Here is a 20,689-nt window from a genome sequence, read left to right as displayed (position 1 = left end):
CCTCCACGATGTGCCTCTGGGGCCGCCCCCCCCCCAACACCAACGACTCCAGCAGTGATGTGATGGCCGAGACGACCACCAGGAGAGGGACGGACAGCGCCAGCCTGCGGAGAATGATGGGAAACATCTGTCCTCGTCAGCGAGAGGTCCAGGTGACGTTCGGGGTCAACTGGGCGGTGCCCACTCCGAACTTCACATCGCGCAGCTTGTTGTCGTACATGGCGATCGTGTCGGTACCGGACACCGGCAGCGCGAGCGCCTTGCGCACGATGACGTCGGTGAGCTTCTTCGCCGCCGCGCCACTGGACTGGGGGTCCGACTTGCCGAGCCGGTCGAAGGCGGCAGTGACGTCCTTGTCGTCCACGGCGAAGACGTTCATGATGCCCGTCTTGATGAACCCCGCCTGCTGCGCGTAGAAGTTCTCACCGCCACCCTGGCCGGGCGACAGCACCGTGGCCGCGTACTTCTTCGACAGGAAGTCGTTGATCCACCCACCGAAGTTGGCGGCGCCCTTGAGCTTCAGGGTCACACCCACCTTGGCGAGCTGGTCCTGCACGGCCTGGAGCATCTTGGTCGTCGAGGGGTCGAACGATCCGTAGTTCACCGGGATGGTCAGCTTCTTGTAACCCGCCGCCTTCAGCAGCTTCTTGGCCTTGGCCGGATCGTAGGGGTACATCGTCTCGGCTTCGGGGCTGTAGCCGTCATAGCCGGGCATCGCCGGCTGCGAGACCGGGGCCCCGAAGTCGCCGTAGACCGCCTTCGTGATCGCGGCGCGGTCGATGGCGAAGTTCAGCGCCTGCCGGACCCGCACATCGCCCAGTCCCTTGACGACGGTGCCGTCGCGGTCCAGGAGGAACAGGCCCGCCCAGGTGGTGGGGGCCTTGAGCAGGGTGAGCGACTTGTTGCCGGCGATGGTGGGCGCCACGTCCGGAGTGCCGTACATGAGGTCGATCTGGCCGGACTTCAGGGCCTGAGCCTGCGAGTTGACGTTCGGCATCACCTTGACGGTGATCTTCTTGAAGTGGATCGCGGACTGGTCGTAGAAGTTCTTGTTCGGTACGTAGACGTAGTGGTCGTTGGAGACCGTCTGCTGGGCACTGAGCACGTACGGCCCGGCGCCGAAGGTCGCGGTGGCCAGCTTCTTCGGATCCTTCAGCCCCGCCGGGCTGACGATGGCGCCGCTCATGAACGCCGGCGTGAACAGCGCGCCCATGTCGGGGTTCGGCGTCGGGCTGTTGACCACCACGGTCGAGCTGTCCGGCGTGGAGAAGGTCAGGGGACGGACGTAGGACCCGCCGGGTCCGCTGCCCTGCTGGAAGTACTTGATCGAGTCGACGACGTCGGTGGCGGTGATCGGCGTGCCGTCGGCGAACTTCACGCCCTTGCGCAGCTTGAGCCGGAACTTGGTGTTCCCACTGCCGACATAGCCCCACTTGTCCGCCAGCCCGGCCGCCAGGGTGCCGTCGGCCTTGCGGGTCAGCAGCGAGGCGTAGGCCGGGTCCATGTAGTTCAGGAAGGGCCCGACAGCGACCTTGGCCGGGTCCAGGCTGTTCGGCGCCGAGTTCAGAGCAATGGTCAGGCTCGCCGATCCAGCACTGCCGCCGCTGGTGTTTCCGCCGCCGCAGGCGGCGAGCGCGAGCGTCGCCACGACGCCGATCGAGGCCTGGAGTGCGGTTCTTCTCTTCATCGAGGGGTCTCCGTGGGGTCGGGAGGGATGGGGAGATGAGGATGGGGGGAAGAGCGGGCGCGGTGAGGCGGTGAGGCGGTGAGGCGGTGAGGCGGTGAGGCGCGGAGAACGAGGTGGATGAGGGGAATGCGTTGGAGCCACCGAGATGGATGGACCGGGTGGCGGGCGTGGACTGGGTGGCCGCTACGAATGAGCGGAGCCGGGAGGATCCGACCGCGGTTGAGGATCCGACCGCGGTTGAGGTGGGGATCCCGGCGCGAGAGCTGCCGGAGGCGATGGTCGATGCAAAGGTGTCGCCTTCAGCGCGCCTCGCCCCCCGGGGGCCACTCGCTACTTACACCTTTAAGCGAGTGGTCCGTAAACTAACCGTGTCGCCCTCGTTGCGCAAGAGGTTCACGGAAGACGGTCTTGGTGACACCGCGGAGCGGGGCAGCAGGAGTGCGGAGGTGGCCGGTGAACTGCCGCGACAGCGGAGCCGGTCAGGCCGAGACCCGAACGAGAACCCGAAGCGGGTCCTGGAGGGGATCGGCGGAGACCTGCACCCCGGCGAGCGTGTCGACGATACGGCGGGCCAGGCCCCGCGCGATGGTGTCGGTGTCGCGGACGATCGTGGTGAGCGGTGGCTGGGCCAGCGCCGCGCCGAGGATGTCGTCGACCCCGATCACCGCGAGGTCCTGCGGAGCCCGCAGCCCCAGTGACCGCAGAGCAGCCAGAACCGCCAGGGCGACATCGTCGTTGAACGCGCAGATGCCCGTCACCGGCGGGTCGGCGGCGAGCCATGTCTTCACCGCTTCGACACAACCGTCCGGATAGACGGGGACGGTGCGTACATCCGGCTCCGGCAGGCCGAGTTCGGCGCACACCTTGCGTACGCCGTCCAGTCGCGGTCGCGCCAGGACACCGAGTCTCGCCAGATCCGGGTAGGCGTAACCGAGCCGGCGGTGCGCGGGGACGAGGTGGCGGGCCTGCGCCGCTCCAATCGGTTCCTCCGGTACGAGAGGAGCCGGATGCCCGCTCCGTACCGAGCCGTGCACCGCCATGACGACCTCGATTCCCGCCGCCCTCATGGCGCCGGCCTCGGCCTCCGGGAACGCGTCCAGAGCCAGAACGGCCGCGGGCGTCAAGGCTTTCCAGACCTCCCGCAGGGGCCGGGCGGGATGAGCCGCCGAGTGCACGAGAAACGTGAGTTCGTGCTGGGCAAAGGCGGCCGTCAGTTGTTGGACGAGCCGACCGAGGGCGTGCTCGATCGGCCAGTCGGGCAGCAGACCGAGCACGATGTCCGAGCGCCCCCTGCGCAGCGAGCGCGCAGCGGCAGAGGGCGCGTAGCCGAGCCGGGCGGCCGCTTCCCGCACCCTCTGCCGGGTGTCTTCGGGGATCTTCTGCTGCGGGGAGTCGTTCAGGACATAGCTCACCGTCGCGCGGGAGACCTTGGCCTCGCGCGCGACATCCTGGCTGGTCACACGTCTTCGGTCGGATCTTCCGGTCATGCATCGCCTCCCTGTGACAGGCCTCTTGTCAAAGCCCGCGACTGGGGTTAACTTTTCCGCTCAGCTTACCTACACGTTTAAGTTACGCGAGTGAGTGACGTTGTGGATCTCTTGGCTCCTGGCCAAGCCCGCCCATCAGGAATCCCCCGTCCCTGTCGCCGGTGCTGACCGAGGTGAGGCGCGGCAGCACGCCAACCGCCGCACTCCCTCGCACTCGACACGTCTCCGAAAGGCATCCGCGTGATCTGCCATCACGACTTCCGCCACACCGGCATGACGCTGCGCTCCACACTGCACATCCCCGAAAGGCCGACGGGAACTCGCCGGCCCACAGTGGTGTTCGTGCACGGCTTCACCTCCAACCGGATCGAACTGCCGAACTTCGTCGCCATGTCCCGGCTGTTGGAGGCGCACGGCATCGCCTCGGTCCGGTTCGACCTCTCCGGCCACGGCGAGAGCGACGGCGACTTCTTCGATGTGACCATCACCGGTGAGATCGCCGAGACCCGTGCGGTGCTCCAGGCAGTCCGGACCTTCGACTTCGTCGACCCCGACCGGATCGGCCTGGTCGGTATGAGCATGGGAGGTGTGGTCGCCGGCATCGTCGCCGCGGAGGAACCGGGGATCGGCGCGCTGTGCCTCTGGTCCCCGGCCGCCGTCGCCCCCTTCGAGTTGGGCGCCGGACGCCTCAAGGGCCGCAGTCTCGCGGCGGAGTTCGAGCAGAAGGGCTACTTCGACGCCGACGGGCACCGGATGAGTCCCGCGCTCGTGGAGGACATCGCCGGTCTCGACGTGTACGGGCGCTCCGCGGCCTACCGGGGCCCGGTCCACATCCTGCACGGCGACAAGGACGACATCGCACCCCTCGCCTACGTACGCCGCTACCTGGATCACTACGACGGGAACGCGGAACTCGAGATCATCGAAGGCGCGGACCACGCCTGGGGCACCGTCCCGCACCGCACCACACTGCACCAGTCCACGCTGCGATTCCTCCGGAGGCACCTGACGTCATGACGACCCCGAGCTTCGAGGCACTCCGTACGGCGGACACCGCGACGACGGTCACCGGGCTGCGGACCGCGGACGACTCCGGTCTGGTGGCCACCCCGAACCCCGAGCCCCGTCTGTCGTGGTCGCTGGCAAGCGACCGGCCGGGCGTCCTGCAGCACGCCTACGAGGTCCAGGTGGCGACCGACCGGTCCTTCACCGGCGCGGTTTCCAGTGGCGAGGTCGAGTCGGACGTGGTGACGGATCACCCGTGGCCGACCGAACCGCTGCGCAGCCGCGAGGCCCGTCACTGGCGCGTCCGCGTCCGAACCGACCTCGGGTGGACGCAGTGGAGCGAGTCCGCCCGGGTGGAGGCCGCGCTGCTCGACGACAGGCACTGGACGGCCCGTCCCGTCCATGTGCCCAGTGACCAGGGCCGTACCTCCCCCGGCCCGGTGCCGCTGCTCCGCCGGGAGTTCGAGCTCCCGGCGGAGCCGGTGTCCGCACGCCTGTACGTGACCTCACTGGGCGTCCACCGCACCGCGATCAACGGCCGGCCCGTCTCCGACGAACTCCTGGAACCGGGCTGGACCAGCTACCCCAACCGACTGCTCTACGCCACCTACGACGTCACCGGTCTGCTGGTCCCCGGCCGCAACGCCCTCTCCGCCGCGATCGGTGACGGCTGGAACCGGGGCCATCTCACCTGGCACAAGAACCGCAACGTCTACGGCGACACCTCGGCGCTGCTCGCCCAGCTCGAGGTCACCCTGGCCGACGGCAGCACGGTCACCGTCGTCACCGACGACCACTGGAGGGGCGGGTACGGCGACCTGCTGGCGGCGGACCTGTACGACGGCTGCGAACGCGACCTGCGCCACGAACCGCGCGGCTGGCAGCTGGCGGGCTTCGACGACCGCGACTGGGAGCGGGTCGCCGCGCTCCCCCTGCCCACCGGGCTGACGCAGCGGGCCCACCCGCCGGTACGCGTCGTGCAGGTCATCCAGCCGGAGCGACGCGCACTGCCCGACGGCACGATCGCCGTCGACGCGGGCGAGAACGTCACCGGCTGGCTCCGGCTCCGCGCCGAGGGCCCGGCAGGCAGCACGGTCACCGTCCGGCACGCCGAGGTCCTCGACGGCGACGGCCGACTGCTGACCAGCATCCTGCGCGGCGCACGCGCCACCGACCAGTACACCCTGGCCGGCGGCACGGCCGAACTCGAGCCGGAATTCACCTTCCACGGTTTCCGGTACGCCGAGATCGACGCCTCCCCGGGCGTCACCGTCGAGCAGGTCGAGGTGGCCGTCGTCGCCAGCGACCTGCGCCGCATCGGTGAGTTCCACTGCTCCGACGAGCGTGTGAACGCGTTGTACGCCAACGTCGTCCGCTCCCAGCGCGGCAACTTCCTCGCCGTCCCCACGGACTGCCCGCAACGCGACGAACGCCTCGGCTGGACCGGCGACCTCATGGCCTTCGCCCCGACGGCCTGTGCCACGTTCGACAGCCGGTCGTTCCTCGACAGCTGGCTCACCGACCTGGGCATCGAGCAACGGGCGGACGGCGCGGTCCCGCTGGTGATTCCCGACGTGGACCTCGGCGAACTGCCGCCGATGGACCTGCCGTTCGCCGGTACCGCCGCCGGCTGGGGGGATGCCGCCACCGTCGTACCGGCCGCCCTGTTCGACGCCTACGGCCACCGCAGCCTGCTGGACCAGCATTACGCCACGATGCGCGCCTGGGTCGAGTTCACCGCCGGTCACCTGGACGACGACGGGACCTGGAGCGGCAACGCGCAACTCGGTGACTGGCTCGACCCGGCCGCCCCACCGGAGGACCCGGCGCGTGCCACCACCGAATCCGCCTACGTCGCCACCGCCTTCGTCGCGCACAGCGCCCGGCTGCTCGCCGACGCGGCCCGTGAACTGGGCCGCACCGACGACGCCGACCGGTACGCGGCCCTGCACCGTCGTACCGCCGAGGCCGCCTGGCGGAAGTGGGGCGCCCACGCCCGCACCACCCAGACCGGATGCGCGCTCGCCCTCCAGTTCGACATCGCGCCCACCGACGAACGCGCCGCGGTCGGTGAGGCTCTCGCCGCCCTGGTGCGCGCCAACGGCGGGCGCATCGCCACCGGCTTCCTCGGCACCCCCTTCGTACTGCCCGCCCTCACCGGCACCGGCCACCTGGCGGAGGCGTATCAGCTCCTGCTCAACACCGAGTGTCCGGGCTGGCTCTACCAGGTCGAGCGCGGCGCCACCACCATGTGGGAGCGGTGGGACGCCATCCGCCCCGACGGCACCATCGACACCGAGAAGGCAGGGACGATGCTGTCGTTCAACCACTACGCCTACGGCGCCGTCGCCGCCTGGCTCTACCGGTCCGTCGCCGGACTGCGGGCCGCCGCGCCCGGCTACCGCGCCATCGAGATCGCTCCCCGCCCCGGAGCCACGCTCACCTCGGCCGGCGCCTCGATCGCCACACCGTACGGCACGGCGTCCGTCGCCTGGTCGATCAGTGGCGGCACTCTCACGGTGAACGCCGACCTGCCGCCCGGCACGACCGGATACCTCCTCCCGCCCGAGGGCTGGTGCTCCGCACAGGCCGTCGGCGAGCTCGGGTCCGGAAGCCATCGCCTGATCCTGCGTCCGGGCACCAGTGCGTGAACCTCGCCCCGGCCGTCGCGCCCCGCCGGACGGCCTCGGCATCGGTCCACCGCACTGCTCTCGGGCCGGGACATGTGGACAACCCAACCCGCCGAATGGCGGGGATTCCCTCACTCCTACTGAGCGAAGGTCCACACGGCCTCCGGCGCCCGCGCCCGGACTCCGACGCCCTCGATCTCCACGGCAGTCATCCGGCGACCTGCTTCCCGCCCGCGGTCGCGCTGGCCTCCAGCTGGGATCCGGCTGATCGGGCGTGTGGGCGAGGCGCTCGACCGCGAGGCGCGGGCGCTCGGTGTGGACGTCCTGCTGGTCGGTGAGCGGGCATGGTGGCCGCGCGCACAGCCAAGCCCTTAACTATGTTGTCCCACCACATGTGCGCCTGACCTGCACGTTCCTACGGTGTCCGGACACCTACCCGTCCCCACCGCACACGAGGAAGTGGCGCACATGGCATCCGAAACCACCGCTCCCCCACCACCCGCCAACCTCAAACGCATCGTCGCCGCCAGTCTCATCGGTACCACCATCGAGTGGTACGACTTCTTCCTCTACGGTTCCGCCGCCGCACTCGTCTTCAACAAGCTCTTCTTCCCGGACTCCGACCCACTGGTGGGCACCCTGTTGTCGTTCCTCACCTACGCGGTGGGGTTCGCGGCACGGCCGCTGGGTGCTCTGGTGTTCGGGCACTACGGCGACCGGATCGGCCGCAAGAAACTGCTGGTGCTGAGCCTGCTGCTGATGGGCGGGGCGACGTGCGCGATCGGTCTGCTGCCCACCCACGCCACGATCGGGACGGCGGCGCCCGTGCTGCTGACCGTGCTGCGGCTCGTCCAGGGCTTCGCGCTCGGTGGCGAGTGGGGCGGTGCGGTGCTGCTGGTGTCCGAGCACGGGGACGCGCGGCGCCGGGGGTTCTGGGCCTCGTGGCCGCAGACCGGCGCGCCCGCCGGTCAACTCCTCGCGACCGGCGTGCTCTCGCTGCTGACGGCCCTGCTGTCGGACGCGGCTTTCACGTCCTGGGGCTGGCGCGTCCCGTTCCTGCTCTCGGGCGTGCTGGTGATCGTCGGTTTGTGGATTCGTCTGTCTGTCGATGAATCGCCCGTCTTCCAGCAGGCACGGGCGCAGGCCGAGGCACGGAAGACGGACGCCGCCCCCGAGAAGCTCCCGTTGGTCGCCGTGCTGCGGTACCACTGGCGGGACGTGCTGGTCGCGATGGGCGCGCGCATGGCCGAGAACATCAGCTACTACGTGATCACCGCCTTCATCCTCGTGTACGCCACCACGGCGGCCGGGGTCTCGAAGCAGACGGCTCTCAACGCGGTCCTCATCGCCTCCGCCGTGCACTTCGCCGTCATCCCGCTCTGGGGCGCGCTGTCCGACCGCGTGGGCCGCCGACCCGTGTACCTGCTGGGCGCGGCCGGGGTCGGCCTGTGGATGTTCCCGTTCTTCTCGCTGATCGACACGGGCGGTTTCGGCAACCTGATCGTCGCCGTGACCGTGGGTCTCGTCCTGCACGGCGCGATGTACGCCCCGCAGGCGGCCTTCTTCTCCGAGATGTTCGCGACCCGGATGCGCTACTCGGGCGCTTCCATCGGCGCCCAGTTCGCCTCCGTCGCCGCGGGCGCGCCCGCCCCGCTCGTCGCGACCGCGCTGCTGTCCGACTACGGCGACTCGACGCCGATCGCCCTGTACGTGATCGCGGCCGTCGTGCTGACCCTGATCGCGGTGGGGGCGGCGAAGGAGACACGCCATCGTGACCTGGCCGACGTCACGGTGCGGACCGGTTCGGAGCCGGGCGCGACCCGGTCGCCGGACGCCCGCGTCTGAACCGGGTGGGTACGGGACGCGGCGCTCAGCGGCGGTCCGGTGACGACAACCGCCGCAGCCGCAGGGCAAGTTGGACCTCCAGCACGCGGTCGGGGCGTTGCCAGTCCTCCCCGAGCAGCCGCCCCACCCGCTCCAGCCGCTGGGCGACGGTGTTCACGTGGACGTGCAGTGCGTCCTTGGTGCGGACCGGGCTCATCGCGCACGCGAAGTACGCGTCGAGGGTGCGCAGCAGATCCGTACCGCGCCGTTCGTCGTAGGCGACGACCTCGCCGATGGTGCGGTCCACGAACCCGGCGATGTCCCGGTCTCCGGCCAACAGCAGTCCCAGGAATCCGAAGTCGTGGGCGGCGGCGCCGTCTCCCGTCCGGCCGAGCAGCCGCAGGGCCTCCAGGCACCGCAGTCCTTCGGCGTAGGCGGTGGCCACGGTGTCACGTCGGGCGGTGAGGTTCTCGACGGGGGCCGAGGCGCCCACGGTGACCGCCCCGTGGACGGCCGTGCCGAGGTGGCCCGCCGTACGACGGGCCAGTTCCGTGGCCGTGTCGCCTCCGCCGAGGGGCAACAGCAGGACGGTGCCGCCGTCGCGGGCCGAGGCGAGTCCGTGCCGCGTGGCCGCGAGATGGGACGCGGCGGACCACAGCCGACGGCGGGCCGCGGCCTCCTCGTCGGCGTCGGCCGCCGGGCCGTCCAGGCGGGCGGCCAGCACCACGTGGGTGGCGTCGAGGTCGGCGTCCAGCCGGGCCGCCCGCTCGCGCAGCAGCCGCGGGTCGCGATCGCGCGCGTCGAGCAGGTCGTCCAACAACTCGCCCCGGACGCGCTGTTCGGCCTCGGAGGCCGATCGTCTGGCGAGCAGCAGGAGGGAGGTGACCATGGCGGCGCGCTCCAGCGTGCGCTGGTCGACGGGGTCGAGGTCCGGGTGTCCGCGCAGCACCAGTGCGCCGAGCAGTTCGCCGCCGCCCGTGACGGCGGCGATCCAGTCGGTCCCGTGCCGTACCGCGTGGCCCTCGGCACGGGAGGTCTCCAGGGCAGCGCCGGGTGCGGCGCCCTCCTCCGCGAACTCCACGGTGCCGCCGAGGACTCGGGAGACGGCCGCGGCCACGTCGTGGACCCCTCCCCCGCGCAACACGAGCTCGGCGAGCCGGTCGTGGACCTCGGAGGCGCGCTCGATGACTCCGCTGCGGTCGCGGATGATCTCGTTGGCCCGCTCCAGGTCGGCGAGGGCCGAGCGGGTCTCGGTGAGCAGGTTCGCGGTGTCGATGGCGGCCGCCGCGAGGGCGGCGAACGACCCCAGGAGGGCGATCTGCTCCCGCTCGAAGACCCGCGCACGCCGGTCGGCGGCGAACAACACGCCGATGACGTGGTGTCCGAGCATCAGAGGCACTCCGAGGATGGCCACCAGCCCCTCGTCCCGTACGCCCGTGTCGATGGCCCGGGTGTGCTGGAAGCGGTCGTCCTTGAAGTAGTCGTCGGTGACGTAGGGGCGGGCGGTCTGGGCGACGAGCCCGCCGAGGCCCTCCCCCATGCCGAGCCGCAGCTGCTGGAAGCGCGCGGCGACCGACCCCTCGGTGACCCGCATGTAGGTGTCGCCCTTGTCCGGGTCGTTCAGGCTGAGGTACGCGACGTCCGTGCCCAGCAGTGAGCGGGCGCGCTGGACGATGGCCCGCAGTACGGAGTCCAGGTCGCGCAGTCCGGCCAGGTCGTGCGCGGTCTCGAAGAGCGCGGACAGCTCGGCCTCCCGGCGGCGCCGTCCCTCCATCTCCGAGCGCACGCGCAGCGCCAGCCGTTGGGCGTGTTCGAGCGCGGCGACGCGCTCGGGCGGCCTGCGCTCGGCGCGGGCGAGGAGCACCGGCTGCTCGTACGCGTCGACGGACGCGCCCCTGGCCAGGAGCTCCAGGAACGGCGTCTCGACACTGCCGGCGGGCTGGACGGACGCGGCGGACTCGGCTGACTCGACGTGATCGCGGGGCATGGACACAGGATCACTCATCGCACGGACACGTCCGCCGGGCCTGTGGACAACTCGGCCCGCCCGCCGGGCGCGCGGCTGTGGACAACTCCGAACCTCCTGGTCAGTGCGGTCAGTGCGCGGTCCAGCCGCCGTCGAGCACCAAGGACGTGCCCGTCACGAAGGACGACTGCGGGGCGCACAGGTACGCCACCGCCTCGGCCACCTCCTCGGGCTCGATGAGCCGCTTGACCGCGCTGTCCTGCAGGAGCACCTCGGACAGGACCTGCTCCTGGGGGATTCCGTGCGCCCGGGCCTGGTCGGCGAGCTGCTGTTCGACCAAGGGGGTGCGCACATAGGCGGGGGCCACACAGTTCGAGGTGACACCGTGGGGAGCACCTTCCAGGGCCACGGTCTTGGAGAGCCCTTCGAGGCCGTGCTTGGCGGTTACGTACGCCGACTTGAACGCCGAGGCGCGCAGCCCGTGGACCGAGGACACGTTGACGATGCGACCCCACCCCTGCCCGTACATGTGGGGCAGCGCCCCGCGGATGAGCCGGAAGGGCGCCTCCACCATGACGGTCAGCACGGTGTGGAAGACCTCGGGCGGGAACTCCTCGACGGGGCGCACCAGTTGGAGGCCGGCGTTGTTCACGAGGATGTCGGTGCCCGCGGCGGCCAGTTCCGCCGCGTCCAGGTCGGTGAGGTCGAGGACGTGGGGTTCCACGGTGCCCGGGAGCCCCCGGGCCCGGTCGGCGAGTGCGGCCAGGCCCCCGGCGTCCCGGTCGACGGCGCGCACCTTGGCTCCGGCCCCGGCGAGCCGCAGTGCGCATGCCTGACCGATCCCGCCCGCGGCACCGGTGACGAGGGCGGTGCGGCCGCCGAGTTCGAGTGAGGTGGGGTGGGGACCTGGAAGGGCGGGGGGTGCGGTCATGTCGCGACCCTAGGCGTCGCCCCTGCTCCGACACATATGGTCGGCCTCCACACTTCTCCCTCAGGTCATAGGGTCGAACCACGTGGGGCCGTCGGACATGGCCTGCTTGATGCGGAGCAGCCCGAACTCGTTCAGCTCCTCCGGCAGCGCGTCCACCGCGAACCAGCCCACCTCCAGCGATTCGTCGTCGTTGACGCGCGCCTCCCCGTCAAGGGCCCGGCAGCGGAGCGTGGTGTCCATGTACTGACAGACGTCCCCGTTGTCGTAGCGCACGGGGCCAACGGCCTGCACGACGACGACACGCTCGGCCACGCACCGCACGCCGGTCTCCTCCAAGACCTCCCGCACGGCGCAGGCCGCCGGCTGCTCCCCCGGCTCCGGGATACCGCCGAGCACCGACCACCTGCCCGTGTCCGACCTGCGGTTCAGCAGCACTCTGCCCTCGTCGTCGAAGACGATGGCGGTGACTCCGGGGAGCCAGAGCAGCTGGTGTCCGATGGAGGTCCGCAGCTCGCGGATGAAGTCAGGAGTAGGCATGAGGTGACCCTAACCGCCCGGTGGGTGGCCACCCGACGCGTTCCGGCCGCGCATGACCGGCGTACTGCTACACGCCACCGGCGCGCCGCTGGCGCACTCCCGTCGCGACGGCCCATCCGAGCCCACCGGCCGCGACGAGCAGCAGGAGCACCTCCGGCAGCACCCCGACGCGGGTCGCGGGCGTCTCGGAGGAGCGCAGGGGCACCTTCTGGACCAGCGAGTCGGCGACGAACATGCCCGTCTTCTGGGTGATCCTCCCGTCCGGCATGATCACCGCGCTGACGCCGCTGGTCACCGGCACGGTGACGGTGCGGCTGTGCTCGACGGCGCGGACGCGGGACATGGCGAGCTGCTGATAGGTCATCTCGCTGCGGTCGAACGTCGCGTTGTTGCTCGGCACCGAGATCATCTGCGCTCCGTCGGTGACCTCGGAACGCACGGCCCAGTCGAAGGCCGCCTCGTAGCACGTGACGAGGCCCACCTTGGCGCCGTCCATGGTGAACACGCCCGGCTTGGTGCCCCGGCTGAAGTCCTGGCGGACCATGGACGTCCACTCGCTGTTGATGGCTCCGATCAGCGAGCGCAGCGGGAGGTACTCGCCGAAGGGCTGTATCTGCCGCTTGTCGTAGGTGTCGGTGGGGCCCTTCCGCGGATCCCACAGGATCTGCTCGTTGTAGAGCCTGCCGTCCTTCTCGACCACGCCTCCGACCGAGATGGGGGCGCCGATCGCCTTGGCGGCACCGTCGATGACGGCGTACGCGTCCGGGTTGCTGAACGGGTCGATGTCGGAGGAGTTCTCCGGCCAGAGGACGAAGTCCGGCCGGGCTACCTTGCCCGCCTTGACCTCGGCGGCCAGCCGCTCGGTCTCACGTACGTGGTAGTCCAGCACGGCCCGCCGCTGGGAGTTGAAGTCGAGCCCCGCGCGCGGCACGTTGCCCTGGATGACGGCGACGGTGGCCGTGCCGTCCTCGGGCGTGTCGCTCACCAGGGCGCGGGCCCCGAAGGCGCCCACCACGGGCACGGCCACGCTCAGCAGCGCCACCGACGCGGCGGCCCGCCGTACGACATGAGTGCGTCGCGCCTCGACGGCGAGCCGCACGACCTCGAACAGCCCGAAGCCGCACAGCACGACGGCGAATCCGAGCACCGGGGTGCCGCCCAGCGCGGCAAGCGGCAGGAACACGCCGTCGGCCTGCCCGAAAGCGATCTTGCCCCAGGGAAAGCCATTGAACGGTGCCCGCGCCCGTACCGCCTCACCCGCGATCCAGAGAGCCGCGGCCCACACCGGTGCACCGGGCAGCTTCGACACCACCGCGATGCCCGCGCCGACGAGCCCGACGAACACCGCCTCGATGACGACGAGCGCCAGCCACGGGCCGGGGCCGACCTCCACGCCGGTCCACACGAGCAGGGGCAGCAGGAACCCGAGCCCGAAGAGATAGCCGAGCCCGAAGCCCGCCTTCCAGGTGCGACCGCGCAGGACCCAGCCGAGGGCCGCGAAGGCGGGCACAGCCAGCCACCACAGGGTGCGCGGAGGGAAACTGACGTACAGCAGCACTCCGGAGAGCGCCGCCGCGGCGGCGGGAAGGAGCCTGCGCGCCAGTTCGGCCACCCGCGATGGGGGCCCGGACTGGGGGTCGAGCTGTTCCGGCTCGCCCACGGATGTTGCGGTGGCGGTCACTCGGGGAGTCTACGGCGCATCACCGGACCGCGGACAGCGTGGTCCACCCGTGACGGGGAGGCGTCACCCACACACCAGAAGCAACGTTCCTGCGCAACGCATCCACAAACCGGCACATCACCCGTTACGGTGTGCCCGAGCCTCTGACGTGCGGCTGGATCCAGCCACCGCGGTCGGGGCCCGTCACAGTCGGGGGGCGACGGGTGGGGTCCACGGGGACGCAGTCCGCGGCCGGTGCGCCGGCCGCGGGTGAGAGACGTAACGTTTCGGATGTCACGGGCATGATCGTGCTCGGAGCGTGCGCGGTCTGGTCGCTGACCACGGCCACCGCGCACGGCGGGCGGCCGGAGGGCGTGCTGCTGGCGGTGCTCGCCCTGGCCGCGGGGTACGCGGCGGGCCGGATCTCCGGGGCGCTCCTGCCGGTCGCGGCGCCCTGCGCCGCGTCCCTGGCCATGCTGGCGCTCGCGATCAACGCCCCCGACACCGCGGCCGGCTCGCCGCTGATCACCCCGCTCGGCCGTACGGGCGCGACCACCGCGCTGCTGGCCCTGTCGACGGGCGCCGCCTGCTGTGCGGCCTCGGCGGCCCGTGGTCCCATGCCGCGGACGGCGCTGCGTCTGCTGGCGGCCGGGATCACGGTCACCGCGGCCGTGTCCGGCTCGACCACCGCGAGCGCGGCCTGCGCGGCGGTGCTGCTGTGCTCGCTCGCAGCCGACCGGATGCGCCGCCGCAGCATGGGGCTCGTGGGCTTCGCGGTGGCCGCGGCCGTGGTGACCGGGGCCACGTGGGCGGTCGCCGAGGACGCCCTGCCGGACGGGTTGACCATCTCCCTGGAGGGGCAGCTCAGCCCGCACCGGGTCCAGTTGTGGCGTGACGCGCTGGGCATGGTCCACCAGGAACCCGTGCTCGGCGTGGGCCCCGGACGCTTCGAGGACCTCAGCCCGACGGTGGCGCAGTCACTGACGCCCGACGGCAAGCCGCACTCCGCGCCGTTCCAGCTGGCGGCGGAGCAGGGCGTCATCGGCGTGGCCCTGCTGGCCACGGTGTTCTGCTGGGTGCTGTACGCGCTGTGGTGGACGGCCCGCCCCACGCCGGTCGTCCTCACGGCGGGTGCGGCCCTGACCGCGCTGGCGGTCGTCGCCGCGGTCGGGAACGTGCTGAGCTTCACCACGGTCACGGCGGGCGCGGGGCTGCTCGCGGGAATCGCGACGGCACGGCCGATCGCGGAGGCGGGGACGCGGCGCGACGCCGACCCGCCCGCGCCCGGTGGCCGCGCCGCACCGTGACGGACCGTGTCAGCGCGCCGCCCGGGACGATGCCGGGCGCAGCCGGTCGCGGATGACCCGTACGGCCGACTCCGCGTCGTCCACCGTGATGGTGAACGTGTGGCCGTCCCAGAGGCGCAGCACGACGCCCTCGCCGCGCCGGACGACGACGGCGGTGCCCTTCTCGGGCCGCCAGCGATAGCCCCAGCCTCCCCAGTGACGCGGCGTGACCCGCGGCGCGAAGTCGGCGCCGGCCACCTGGGAGAGGGGGATGCGGCGGCGCGGCAGCCCCATGTGGCCGCAGCGCACTTCGAGGTAGTCCTTGTCGACCTTCACGGCGACGTGCACGAACGCCAGCGTGCCGAAGAGGACCAGCACCCCCGCCGCGATGCAGCCGACGACCGACATGACGAGCGGGGCGACGCCCGACGTCCACGCGGAGTCGACGGCCAGTTCGATGCCGAGCGCCATGCAGGCGCAGCCGCCGAGTGCGAGCAGCCACTGGGCGCGGTTGGTCGCGCGCCCGGTCCATACTTCGGGACAGTCGGAACCCTCGGGGGTACCGCCTTCGCCGTGGGGGTGGTCCCTCATGGATGTGAGAGTACTCAGGTTCCGCTGCGCGGGCACCGGGTCGCGGAGCGTCACTGCTCCAAGCGGGCGGACGGACGGCGCGCGAGCCCCGCGCGGCGTGGCCGCACTCAGCGCGCGGGGCTCACCGCCTGGAGGAGGCGGCCCTCCTCGTACGCCAGCGCGGCCGGCGGAAGCTGCTCCTCACGTCCGCTGAGGATGACGGTGAGGGTGCCCTCGACAGGTGCCTCCGGCGCGGGCAGCTCGTTGATCCGGCGCAGGGCCTGCGCGGCGACGGCGACGGCCGATCCGTGCAGGACGAGCGGCGGCAGACCCGGCTGCCGCACCGCGGCGCGGATGCGTTCGGCCACGAGTTCGTAATGGGTACAGCCCAGGACGACGGTCGTTACGTCGGCCGGGGTGTGCTGCGCGGCCTCGGAGATCGCGGCGTCGATGGCCGCGTCGTCCGCGTACTGAACCGCCTCGGCCAGCCCCGGGCACGCGACCTCGGTGATCCTCACGCCGTTGGCGAAGTCACGGATGAGGCCGCGCTGATAGGGGCTGCCGGTGGTGGCGGGGGTGGCCCAGATGGCGACAGGTCCGCCTCCGGCGGCTGCGGGCTTGATCGCCGGCACGGTGCCGATCACCGGCAGGTCCGGTTCCAGATGGGCACGCAGGGTGGGCAGGGCGTGCACGGAGGCGGTGTTGCAGGCGACGATCAACGCGTCCGGACGGTGCGCGGCGGCGGCTTCGGCGACGGCGAGCGAGCGGGCCCTGATGTCCTCGGGGGTGCGCGGTCCCCAGGGCATGCCATCGGGGTCCGAGGAGAGGACGAGATCGGCGTCGGGTCGCAGTCGGCGTACGGCGGCGGCGGCGGCCAGCAGTCCGATTCCGGTGTCCATGAGCGCGATCTTCACCCGGGCACCATACCGGATCGACCCGAACGGACCGCTGCCGTGGGGCAGACTGCGACGCGTGAGTGCCGTCGTGTGGACCGCTGTCGCATCACTGGCCGCCTGGCTGTGGCTGCTCCTGTGCCAGGGCTTCTTCTGGCGCACAGATGTTCGCCTGCCCGCGCGCGGGGAGCCGGACACGTGGCCCTCGGTCTGCGTCGTCGTCCCCGCGCGGGACGAGGCGGCCGTGCTGCCCGAGAGCCTGCCCTCCCTGCTGAGGCAGGACTACCCGGGGCACGCGGAGGTGTTCCTCGTCGACGACGGCAGTACGGACGGCACCGGGGAGCTGGCCCACGATCTCGCGCGACGGCACGGCGGGCTGCCGCTGACCGTCTCCTCTCCGGGCGAGCCGCCCCCGGGCTGGACCGGCAAGCTCTGGGCCGTACGGCACGGAATCGAGCTGGCACGCGCGCGTGGGCCCGAGTTCCTGTTGCTGACGGACGCGGACATCGCGCACGGCCCGGACAGCCTGCGGGAGTTGGCCGCGGCGGCACGCACGGGCGGCTTCGACCTGGTGTCACAGATGGCCCGGCTGCGGGCGGAGAGCGTGTGGGAGCGGCTCGTCGTACCGGCCTTCGTGTACTTCTTCGCACAGCTCTACCCGTTCCGCCGGATCGGTGTGCGGGGCTCGCGGACGGCGGCCGCGGCAGGCGGATGCGTGCTGCTGCGGACCGACGCCGCCGAGCGCGCCGGTGTCCCGGACTCGATCCGGCAGGCGGTCATCGACGACGTGGCGCTGGCGAGGGCGGTCAAGACGAGCGGCGGCCGCATCTGGCTGGGACTGGCGGAGCGCGTGGACAGTGTGCGTCCGTATCCGCGGCTGTACGACCTGTGGCGCATGGTCTCGCGCAGTGCCTACGCCCAGCTGCGGCACAGCCCACTGCTGTTGCTCGGCACGGTGATCGGTCTCGCCGTGGTCTATCTGGTGCCGCCGGTGGCGTTCGCCCTGGGTCTCGCCGCGGGGAGTACGGCCGCGGCGGTCACCGGCGGGCTCGCGTGGCTGTTGATGACGGCGACGTACGTGCCGATGCTCCGCTACTACCGGCAACCGCTCGTGCTGGCTCCGCTCCTGCCGTTCACCGCGCTGTTGTACCTCTTCATGACGGTCGATTCGGCGGTGCAGCACTACAGGGGGCGTGGCTCGGCCTGGAAGGGGCGGACATACGCGCGGCCCGCTCCCGAGCAGCAGTAGTCGACCTTGGTGGTCGACACTTCTCCGTGCGCCGTCACTTCCTGCCCGGGGTCCAGTTCATACCCCACCCGTAGGCGTGGTCGACCGTGCGCTGCGGGCTGACCCCGCGCTCCGGGACCAGGTAGCGGGCCTCGCGCTGGACGACCAGGTCGCCGTTGTGGTTGGTGATCAGGGCGAGCGCGCACACCGTGGAGGGCACCGTGCACTCGTCCAGCGAGAAGTCGACGGCCGCCCCGTACTGCGGTTGGAGAGTGACCGTCGCGTGCAGGTCGGCGAAGGAACGGGCGCCTTCGTAGATGGTCACGAAGACGAGGATGCGCCGGAAGGCGTCCTTGTGGTCGAGGTTGACGGTGAGGTTCTCGCCGCTCGCCGTCGCTCCTGTGCGGTCGTCGCCGTCGAGGTGGATGTACGGCGGCTGGTGCAGCGCGCCGAAGGCGTTGCCGAGCGACTGGATGACGCCCTTGCGGCCGTCGGACAGCTCGTACAGGGCACACAGGTCCAGGTCGAGGTCCGCGTGCGTGGCGACGGGACGGCCCAGCTTGGCGGCCCATCCGGTGAACTGCTTGCGCACCTGCCAGTTCAGGTTCACGCGCAGGGCGCCCGACGTGCCGCCCTGCTTGGTCAGGGAGACCGCCGGGGCCTCCTTCGTCAGGGTGACCTTGGTCAGACGGACCGGGGCCGGAGGGGCGGCGGGTGCCGGTGGGGCGGCGGGTGGGGCGAGAGGTGCAGGTGGCGCCGCGTGTTGCGGTTCGTCCACGGTGATGCCGAAGTCCGTCGCCAGTCCTTCGAGCCCGCTGCTGTACCCCTGCCCAACGGCCCGGAACTTCCAGGCGCCCTGACGGCGGTACAGCTCGCCCAGGACGAACGCGGTCTCCACGCTCGCGTCGTCGCTGTCGTAGCGCGCGACCTCGGTGTCGCTGCGGTCGTCGACCACGCGGATGTACAGGCCCGGCACCTGTCCGAAGGAGCCGCCGTCCGCCGAGGCCGCGAGCACGACGGTCTCGATCTCGGGCTCCACGCGCGGGAGGTCGACGAGCAGCGTGTCGGTCACCTGGCCGCCCGCGGTGCTCTTGCCCTCGTGCCGGACCGCCCCGGAGGAGTGCGCGGGCTGGTTGTAGAAGACGAAGTCCGCGTCGGAGCGCACCTTTCCGGAGACCAGCAGGAGCGCCGAGGCGTCCGCGTCGGGCACGCCCGGGCCCGTACGCCGGCCCAGTTCGACGCGCAGCGCGGCCGTTGGCACCGCGACATTCGATCCCTTGGGCATTGACATGTTCGCCCCCATGCTCACCTGCTCGCCACCGGGCCGCGCCCGGGGCCTCCGATCCGTTGGTGCCAAACCTATTCCCCCGGGGCCGTCAACCCCACGAAGCCGTACAGGAAGGCGAGGGGCCGAACCCGCCGGTAACCCTCCCGGAACTCGGGCTTTACAAAAATGTCGGACTCGATGCCGTCCCTTTTCGCCGAGTTCGCTCGCATTGGGGCTCCGGCGTCACCGCAGACACGGAAAACAACCCTCTTATCGGTCTCCCCAACCAGCACATCGTGGGCTTAACTTATGTGCCATGACCTCCCCCCGCTCCACCTATGGCGGCGGTTACTACTCCGCCTCGTCCTTCGCGGACACGCCCATCTACGACTCCCTCGTGGCCGAGCGGGGCACCCCGCAGATCGCCCCGATCCGAGTCCCCGCGGCGTACGACACGCCGGGCAGCAACCTGCCCGCGCTGCCGTCGGCGCTGCCCGCCCTGCCGGCCGGCCCTTCGCAGTCGGCCCCCTCGTACGGCTATCCGTCGGCTCAGCAGCCCTCTCCGCTGCAGCAGGCCCCCGCGGCGTACATCCCGCAGCAGACCGCGGCCCCGCGCGGATACCCGGGCGTCCAGCCGCAGCAGCCGCGTCCGGCGGCGAACGGCTCGGGCTACGAGGCGATGCGCCCCGCGGCCCCGCGGCCGGCCCAGGCTCCCTATCAGGACCCGTACAACGGGCAGCAGTACCGCGGATACTGAGGCGCTCCGCGCGGGGTCGTCGGTGCCTGCTGGCAGGATGGCCCCATGGGGAATCCGTCGCTGCACTCGGTCCATGTCCACCCGCTGAAGGCGGCCCGGGGCGTCACGCCCGACGAGGCCGTGGTGGAGCCCTGGGGGCTGGCGGGGGACCGGCGCTGGGTGCTGGTCGACGAGACGGGCAAGGTCATCACGCAACGCCCGCATCCGCGCATGGCGCTGGCCGCCGCCGAGCCGTTGCCCGGCGGCGGCCTCGTGTTGTCGGCGCCCGGCCATGAGCCCCTCGCCGTCACGGTGCCCGCGCCGGCCGGCACGACGACGGTGGAGATCTGGCGGGACAAGGTGGAGGGGGTCCTCGCCGACTCCGCGGCGCACGCCTGGTTCAGCGACTACTTGGGCATCGGCGTGCGTCTCGTGCACCTCGACGACCCGGCCACCCGCCGCCCCATCGATCCGGAGTACGCCCGTCCCGGTGAGACCGTGAGCTTCGCCGACGGGTACCCGCTGCTGCTCACCACGCTGGCCTCGCTCGACGCCCTCAACTCCCTCGTCGCGCGGGGCGACCACCCCGACGAGGGCCCGCTGCCGATGAACCGGTTCCGGCCGAACGTGGTCGTGGCGGGCACCGAGGCCTGGGCCGAGGACGACTGGCGGCGGATCGCGATCGGCGACGTGACCTTCCGGGTGGCCAAGATGTGCGGGCGGTGCGTGGTGACCACCACCGACCAGGGCACCGCCGAGCGTGGCCGGGAGCCGCTGCGCACCCTCGGCCGCCACCGCCGCATCGGCGACAAGCTGGTCTTCGGCCAGAACCTGGTTCCGGAATCCGTCGGTACGGTCCGGACCGGCGATCCGGTGCGCGTACTCGACTAGTGAGCCGGTTTTGAGTTCTCCCGCCACCACTTGAGTCGTGTTCTGTTTCGGATCGCGGCTTGGGCGGTGACGGGGCTGGTGGTTTGCGGTC

The 20,689-nt window shown here is 71.5% G+C and carries 16 protein-coding genes; 7 read left to right on the top strand and 9 right to left on the bottom strand.

Going from position 1 to position 20,689, the window contains the following annotated elements; all coding sequences use genetic code 11:
- Positions 1 to 136 precede the first annotated feature (136 nt).
- Together AB0959_RS33055 and AB0959_RS33050 are read right to left on the bottom strand one after the other, a co-directional pair.
- On the bottom strand, positions 137 to 1,687 hold the full coding sequence (locus AB0959_RS33055) for an ABC transporter substrate-binding protein (protein WP_366830382.1): 1,551 nt from the start codon (positions 1,685 to 1,687) through the stop codon (positions 137 to 139).
- A 479-nt stretch (positions 1,688 to 2,166) separates the two neighbouring features.
- Complete coding sequence (locus AB0959_RS33050; protein WP_366830381.1) at positions 2,167 to 3,174, bottom strand: LacI family DNA-binding transcriptional regulator; 1,008 nt, start codon at positions 3,172 to 3,174, stop codon at positions 2,167 to 2,169.
- 240 nt (positions 3,175 to 3,414) lie between these two features.
- Between AB0959_RS33050 and AB0959_RS33045 the strand changes: the two genes are divergently transcribed.
- The 3 genes from AB0959_RS33045 to AB0959_RS33035 all read left to right on the top strand — a co-directional run bounded on the left by AB0959_RS33045 (position 3,415) and on the right by AB0959_RS33035 (position 8,654).
- A complete protein-coding gene (locus tag AB0959_RS33045; RefSeq protein WP_366830380.1) occupies positions 3,415 to 4,191 on the top strand; it encodes an alpha/beta hydrolase in 777 nt (258 codons plus the stop codon).
- Positions 4,188 to 6,830: a family 78 glycoside hydrolase catalytic domain gene (locus AB0959_RS33040; RefSeq protein ID WP_366830379.1), complete on the top strand. Its 2,643-nt coding sequence runs from the start codon at positions 4,188 to 4,190 to the stop codon at positions 6,828 to 6,830. Before AB0959_RS33045 ends, AB0959_RS33040 begins: the two co-directional genes overlap by 4 nt.
- A gap of 447 nt (positions 6,831 to 7,277) precedes the next feature.
- Positions 7,278 to 8,654, top strand: coding sequence for an MFS transporter (locus tag AB0959_RS33035; protein WP_366830378.1), 1,377 nt, complete (start codon positions 7,278 to 7,280; stop codon positions 8,652 to 8,654).
- A gap of 25 nt (positions 8,655 to 8,679) precedes the next feature.
- On the opposite strand, the gene AB0959_RS33030 is transcribed toward AB0959_RS33035, so the two are convergent.
- The 4 genes from AB0959_RS33030 to lnt form a co-directional block, all read right to left on the bottom strand.
- Positions 8,680 to 10,620: a GAF domain-containing protein gene (locus AB0959_RS33030; protein ID WP_366830377.1), complete on the bottom strand. Its 1,941-nt coding sequence runs from the start codon at positions 10,618 to 10,620 to the stop codon at positions 8,680 to 8,682.
- Positions 10,621 to 10,729: 109 nt separating this feature from the next.
- Positions 10,730 to 11,530, bottom strand: a complete 801-nt coding sequence (locus AB0959_RS33025) for a 3-hydroxybutyrate dehydrogenase (RefSeq protein WP_366830376.1) — start codon at positions 11,528 to 11,530, stop codon at positions 10,730 to 10,732.
- A 60-nt stretch (positions 11,531 to 11,590) separates the two neighbouring features.
- The gene (locus AB0959_RS33020; protein WP_366830375.1) at positions 11,591 to 12,067 is read right to left on the bottom strand and encodes an NUDIX domain-containing protein; all 477 of its coding nucleotides are present in this window, start codon (positions 12,065 to 12,067) and stop codon (positions 11,591 to 11,593) included.
- Between the two features lie 67 nt (positions 12,068 to 12,134).
- Positions 12,135 to 13,748 (bottom strand): apolipoprotein N-acyltransferase, encoded by a 1,614-nt coding sequence (gene lnt, locus AB0959_RS33015; RefSeq protein WP_366830374.1) that lies wholly within the window; start codon positions 13,746 to 13,748, stop codon positions 12,135 to 12,137.
- A gap of 281 nt (positions 13,749 to 14,029) precedes the next feature.
- Here lnt and AB0959_RS33010 point away from each other — a divergent pair, with 281 nt between their 5' ends.
- The gene (locus tag AB0959_RS33010; protein WP_366830373.1) at positions 14,030 to 15,034 is read left to right on the top strand and encodes an O-antigen ligase family protein; all 1,005 of its coding nucleotides are present in this window, start codon (positions 14,030 to 14,032) and stop codon (positions 15,032 to 15,034) included.
- A 9-nt stretch (positions 15,035 to 15,043) separates the two neighbouring features.
- Here AB0959_RS33010 and AB0959_RS33005 read toward each other — a convergent pair whose 3' ends face one another.
- Together AB0959_RS33005 and AB0959_RS33000 are read right to left on the bottom strand one after the other, a co-directional pair.
- The gene (locus tag AB0959_RS33005; protein WP_366830372.1) at positions 15,044 to 15,604 is read right to left on the bottom strand and encodes a hypothetical protein; all 561 of its coding nucleotides are present in this window, start codon (positions 15,602 to 15,604) and stop codon (positions 15,044 to 15,046) included.
- 107 nt (positions 15,605 to 15,711) lie between these two features.
- The gene (locus AB0959_RS33000) at positions 15,712 to 16,497 is read right to left on the bottom strand and encodes an aspartate/glutamate racemase family protein (protein WP_366830371.1); all 786 of its coding nucleotides are present in this window, start codon (positions 16,495 to 16,497) and stop codon (positions 15,712 to 15,714) included.
- A gap of 70 nt (positions 16,498 to 16,567) precedes the next feature.
- Here AB0959_RS33000 and AB0959_RS32995 point away from each other — a divergent pair, with 70 nt between their 5' ends.
- Positions 16,568 to 17,725: a glycosyltransferase gene (locus AB0959_RS32995; protein ID WP_366830470.1), complete on the top strand. Its 1,158-nt coding sequence runs from the start codon at positions 16,568 to 16,570 to the stop codon at positions 17,723 to 17,725.
- Between the two features lie 34 nt (positions 17,726 to 17,759).
- On the opposite strand, the gene AB0959_RS32990 is transcribed toward AB0959_RS32995, so the two are convergent.
- Positions 17,760 to 18,995, bottom strand: coding sequence for a TerD family protein (locus tag AB0959_RS32990; RefSeq protein WP_366830370.1), 1,236 nt, complete (start codon positions 18,993 to 18,995; stop codon positions 17,760 to 17,762).
- 292 nt (positions 18,996 to 19,287) lie between these two features.
- Here AB0959_RS32990 and AB0959_RS32985 point away from each other — a divergent pair, with 292 nt between their 5' ends.
- Positions 19,288 to 19,728, top strand: a complete 441-nt coding sequence (locus AB0959_RS32985) for a DUF6643 family protein (protein ID WP_366830369.1) — start codon at positions 19,288 to 19,290, stop codon at positions 19,726 to 19,728.
- Between the two features lie 45 nt (positions 19,729 to 19,773).
- On the top strand, positions 19,774 to 20,598 hold the full coding sequence (locus AB0959_RS32980) for an MOSC N-terminal beta barrel domain-containing protein (protein WP_366830368.1): 825 nt from the start codon (positions 19,774 to 19,776) through the stop codon (positions 20,596 to 20,598).
- The last annotated feature ends 91 nt before the right edge of the window (positions 20,599 to 20,689 follow it).

This window comes from Streptomyces sp. NPDC046862, from assembly GCF_040704615.1.
Lineage (GTDB): Bacteria > Actinomycetota > Actinomycetes > Streptomycetales > Streptomycetaceae > Streptomyces.
Note: the sequence above shows the minus strand (reverse complement) of the source record. Positions and strands in the feature narration are given on the sequence as shown.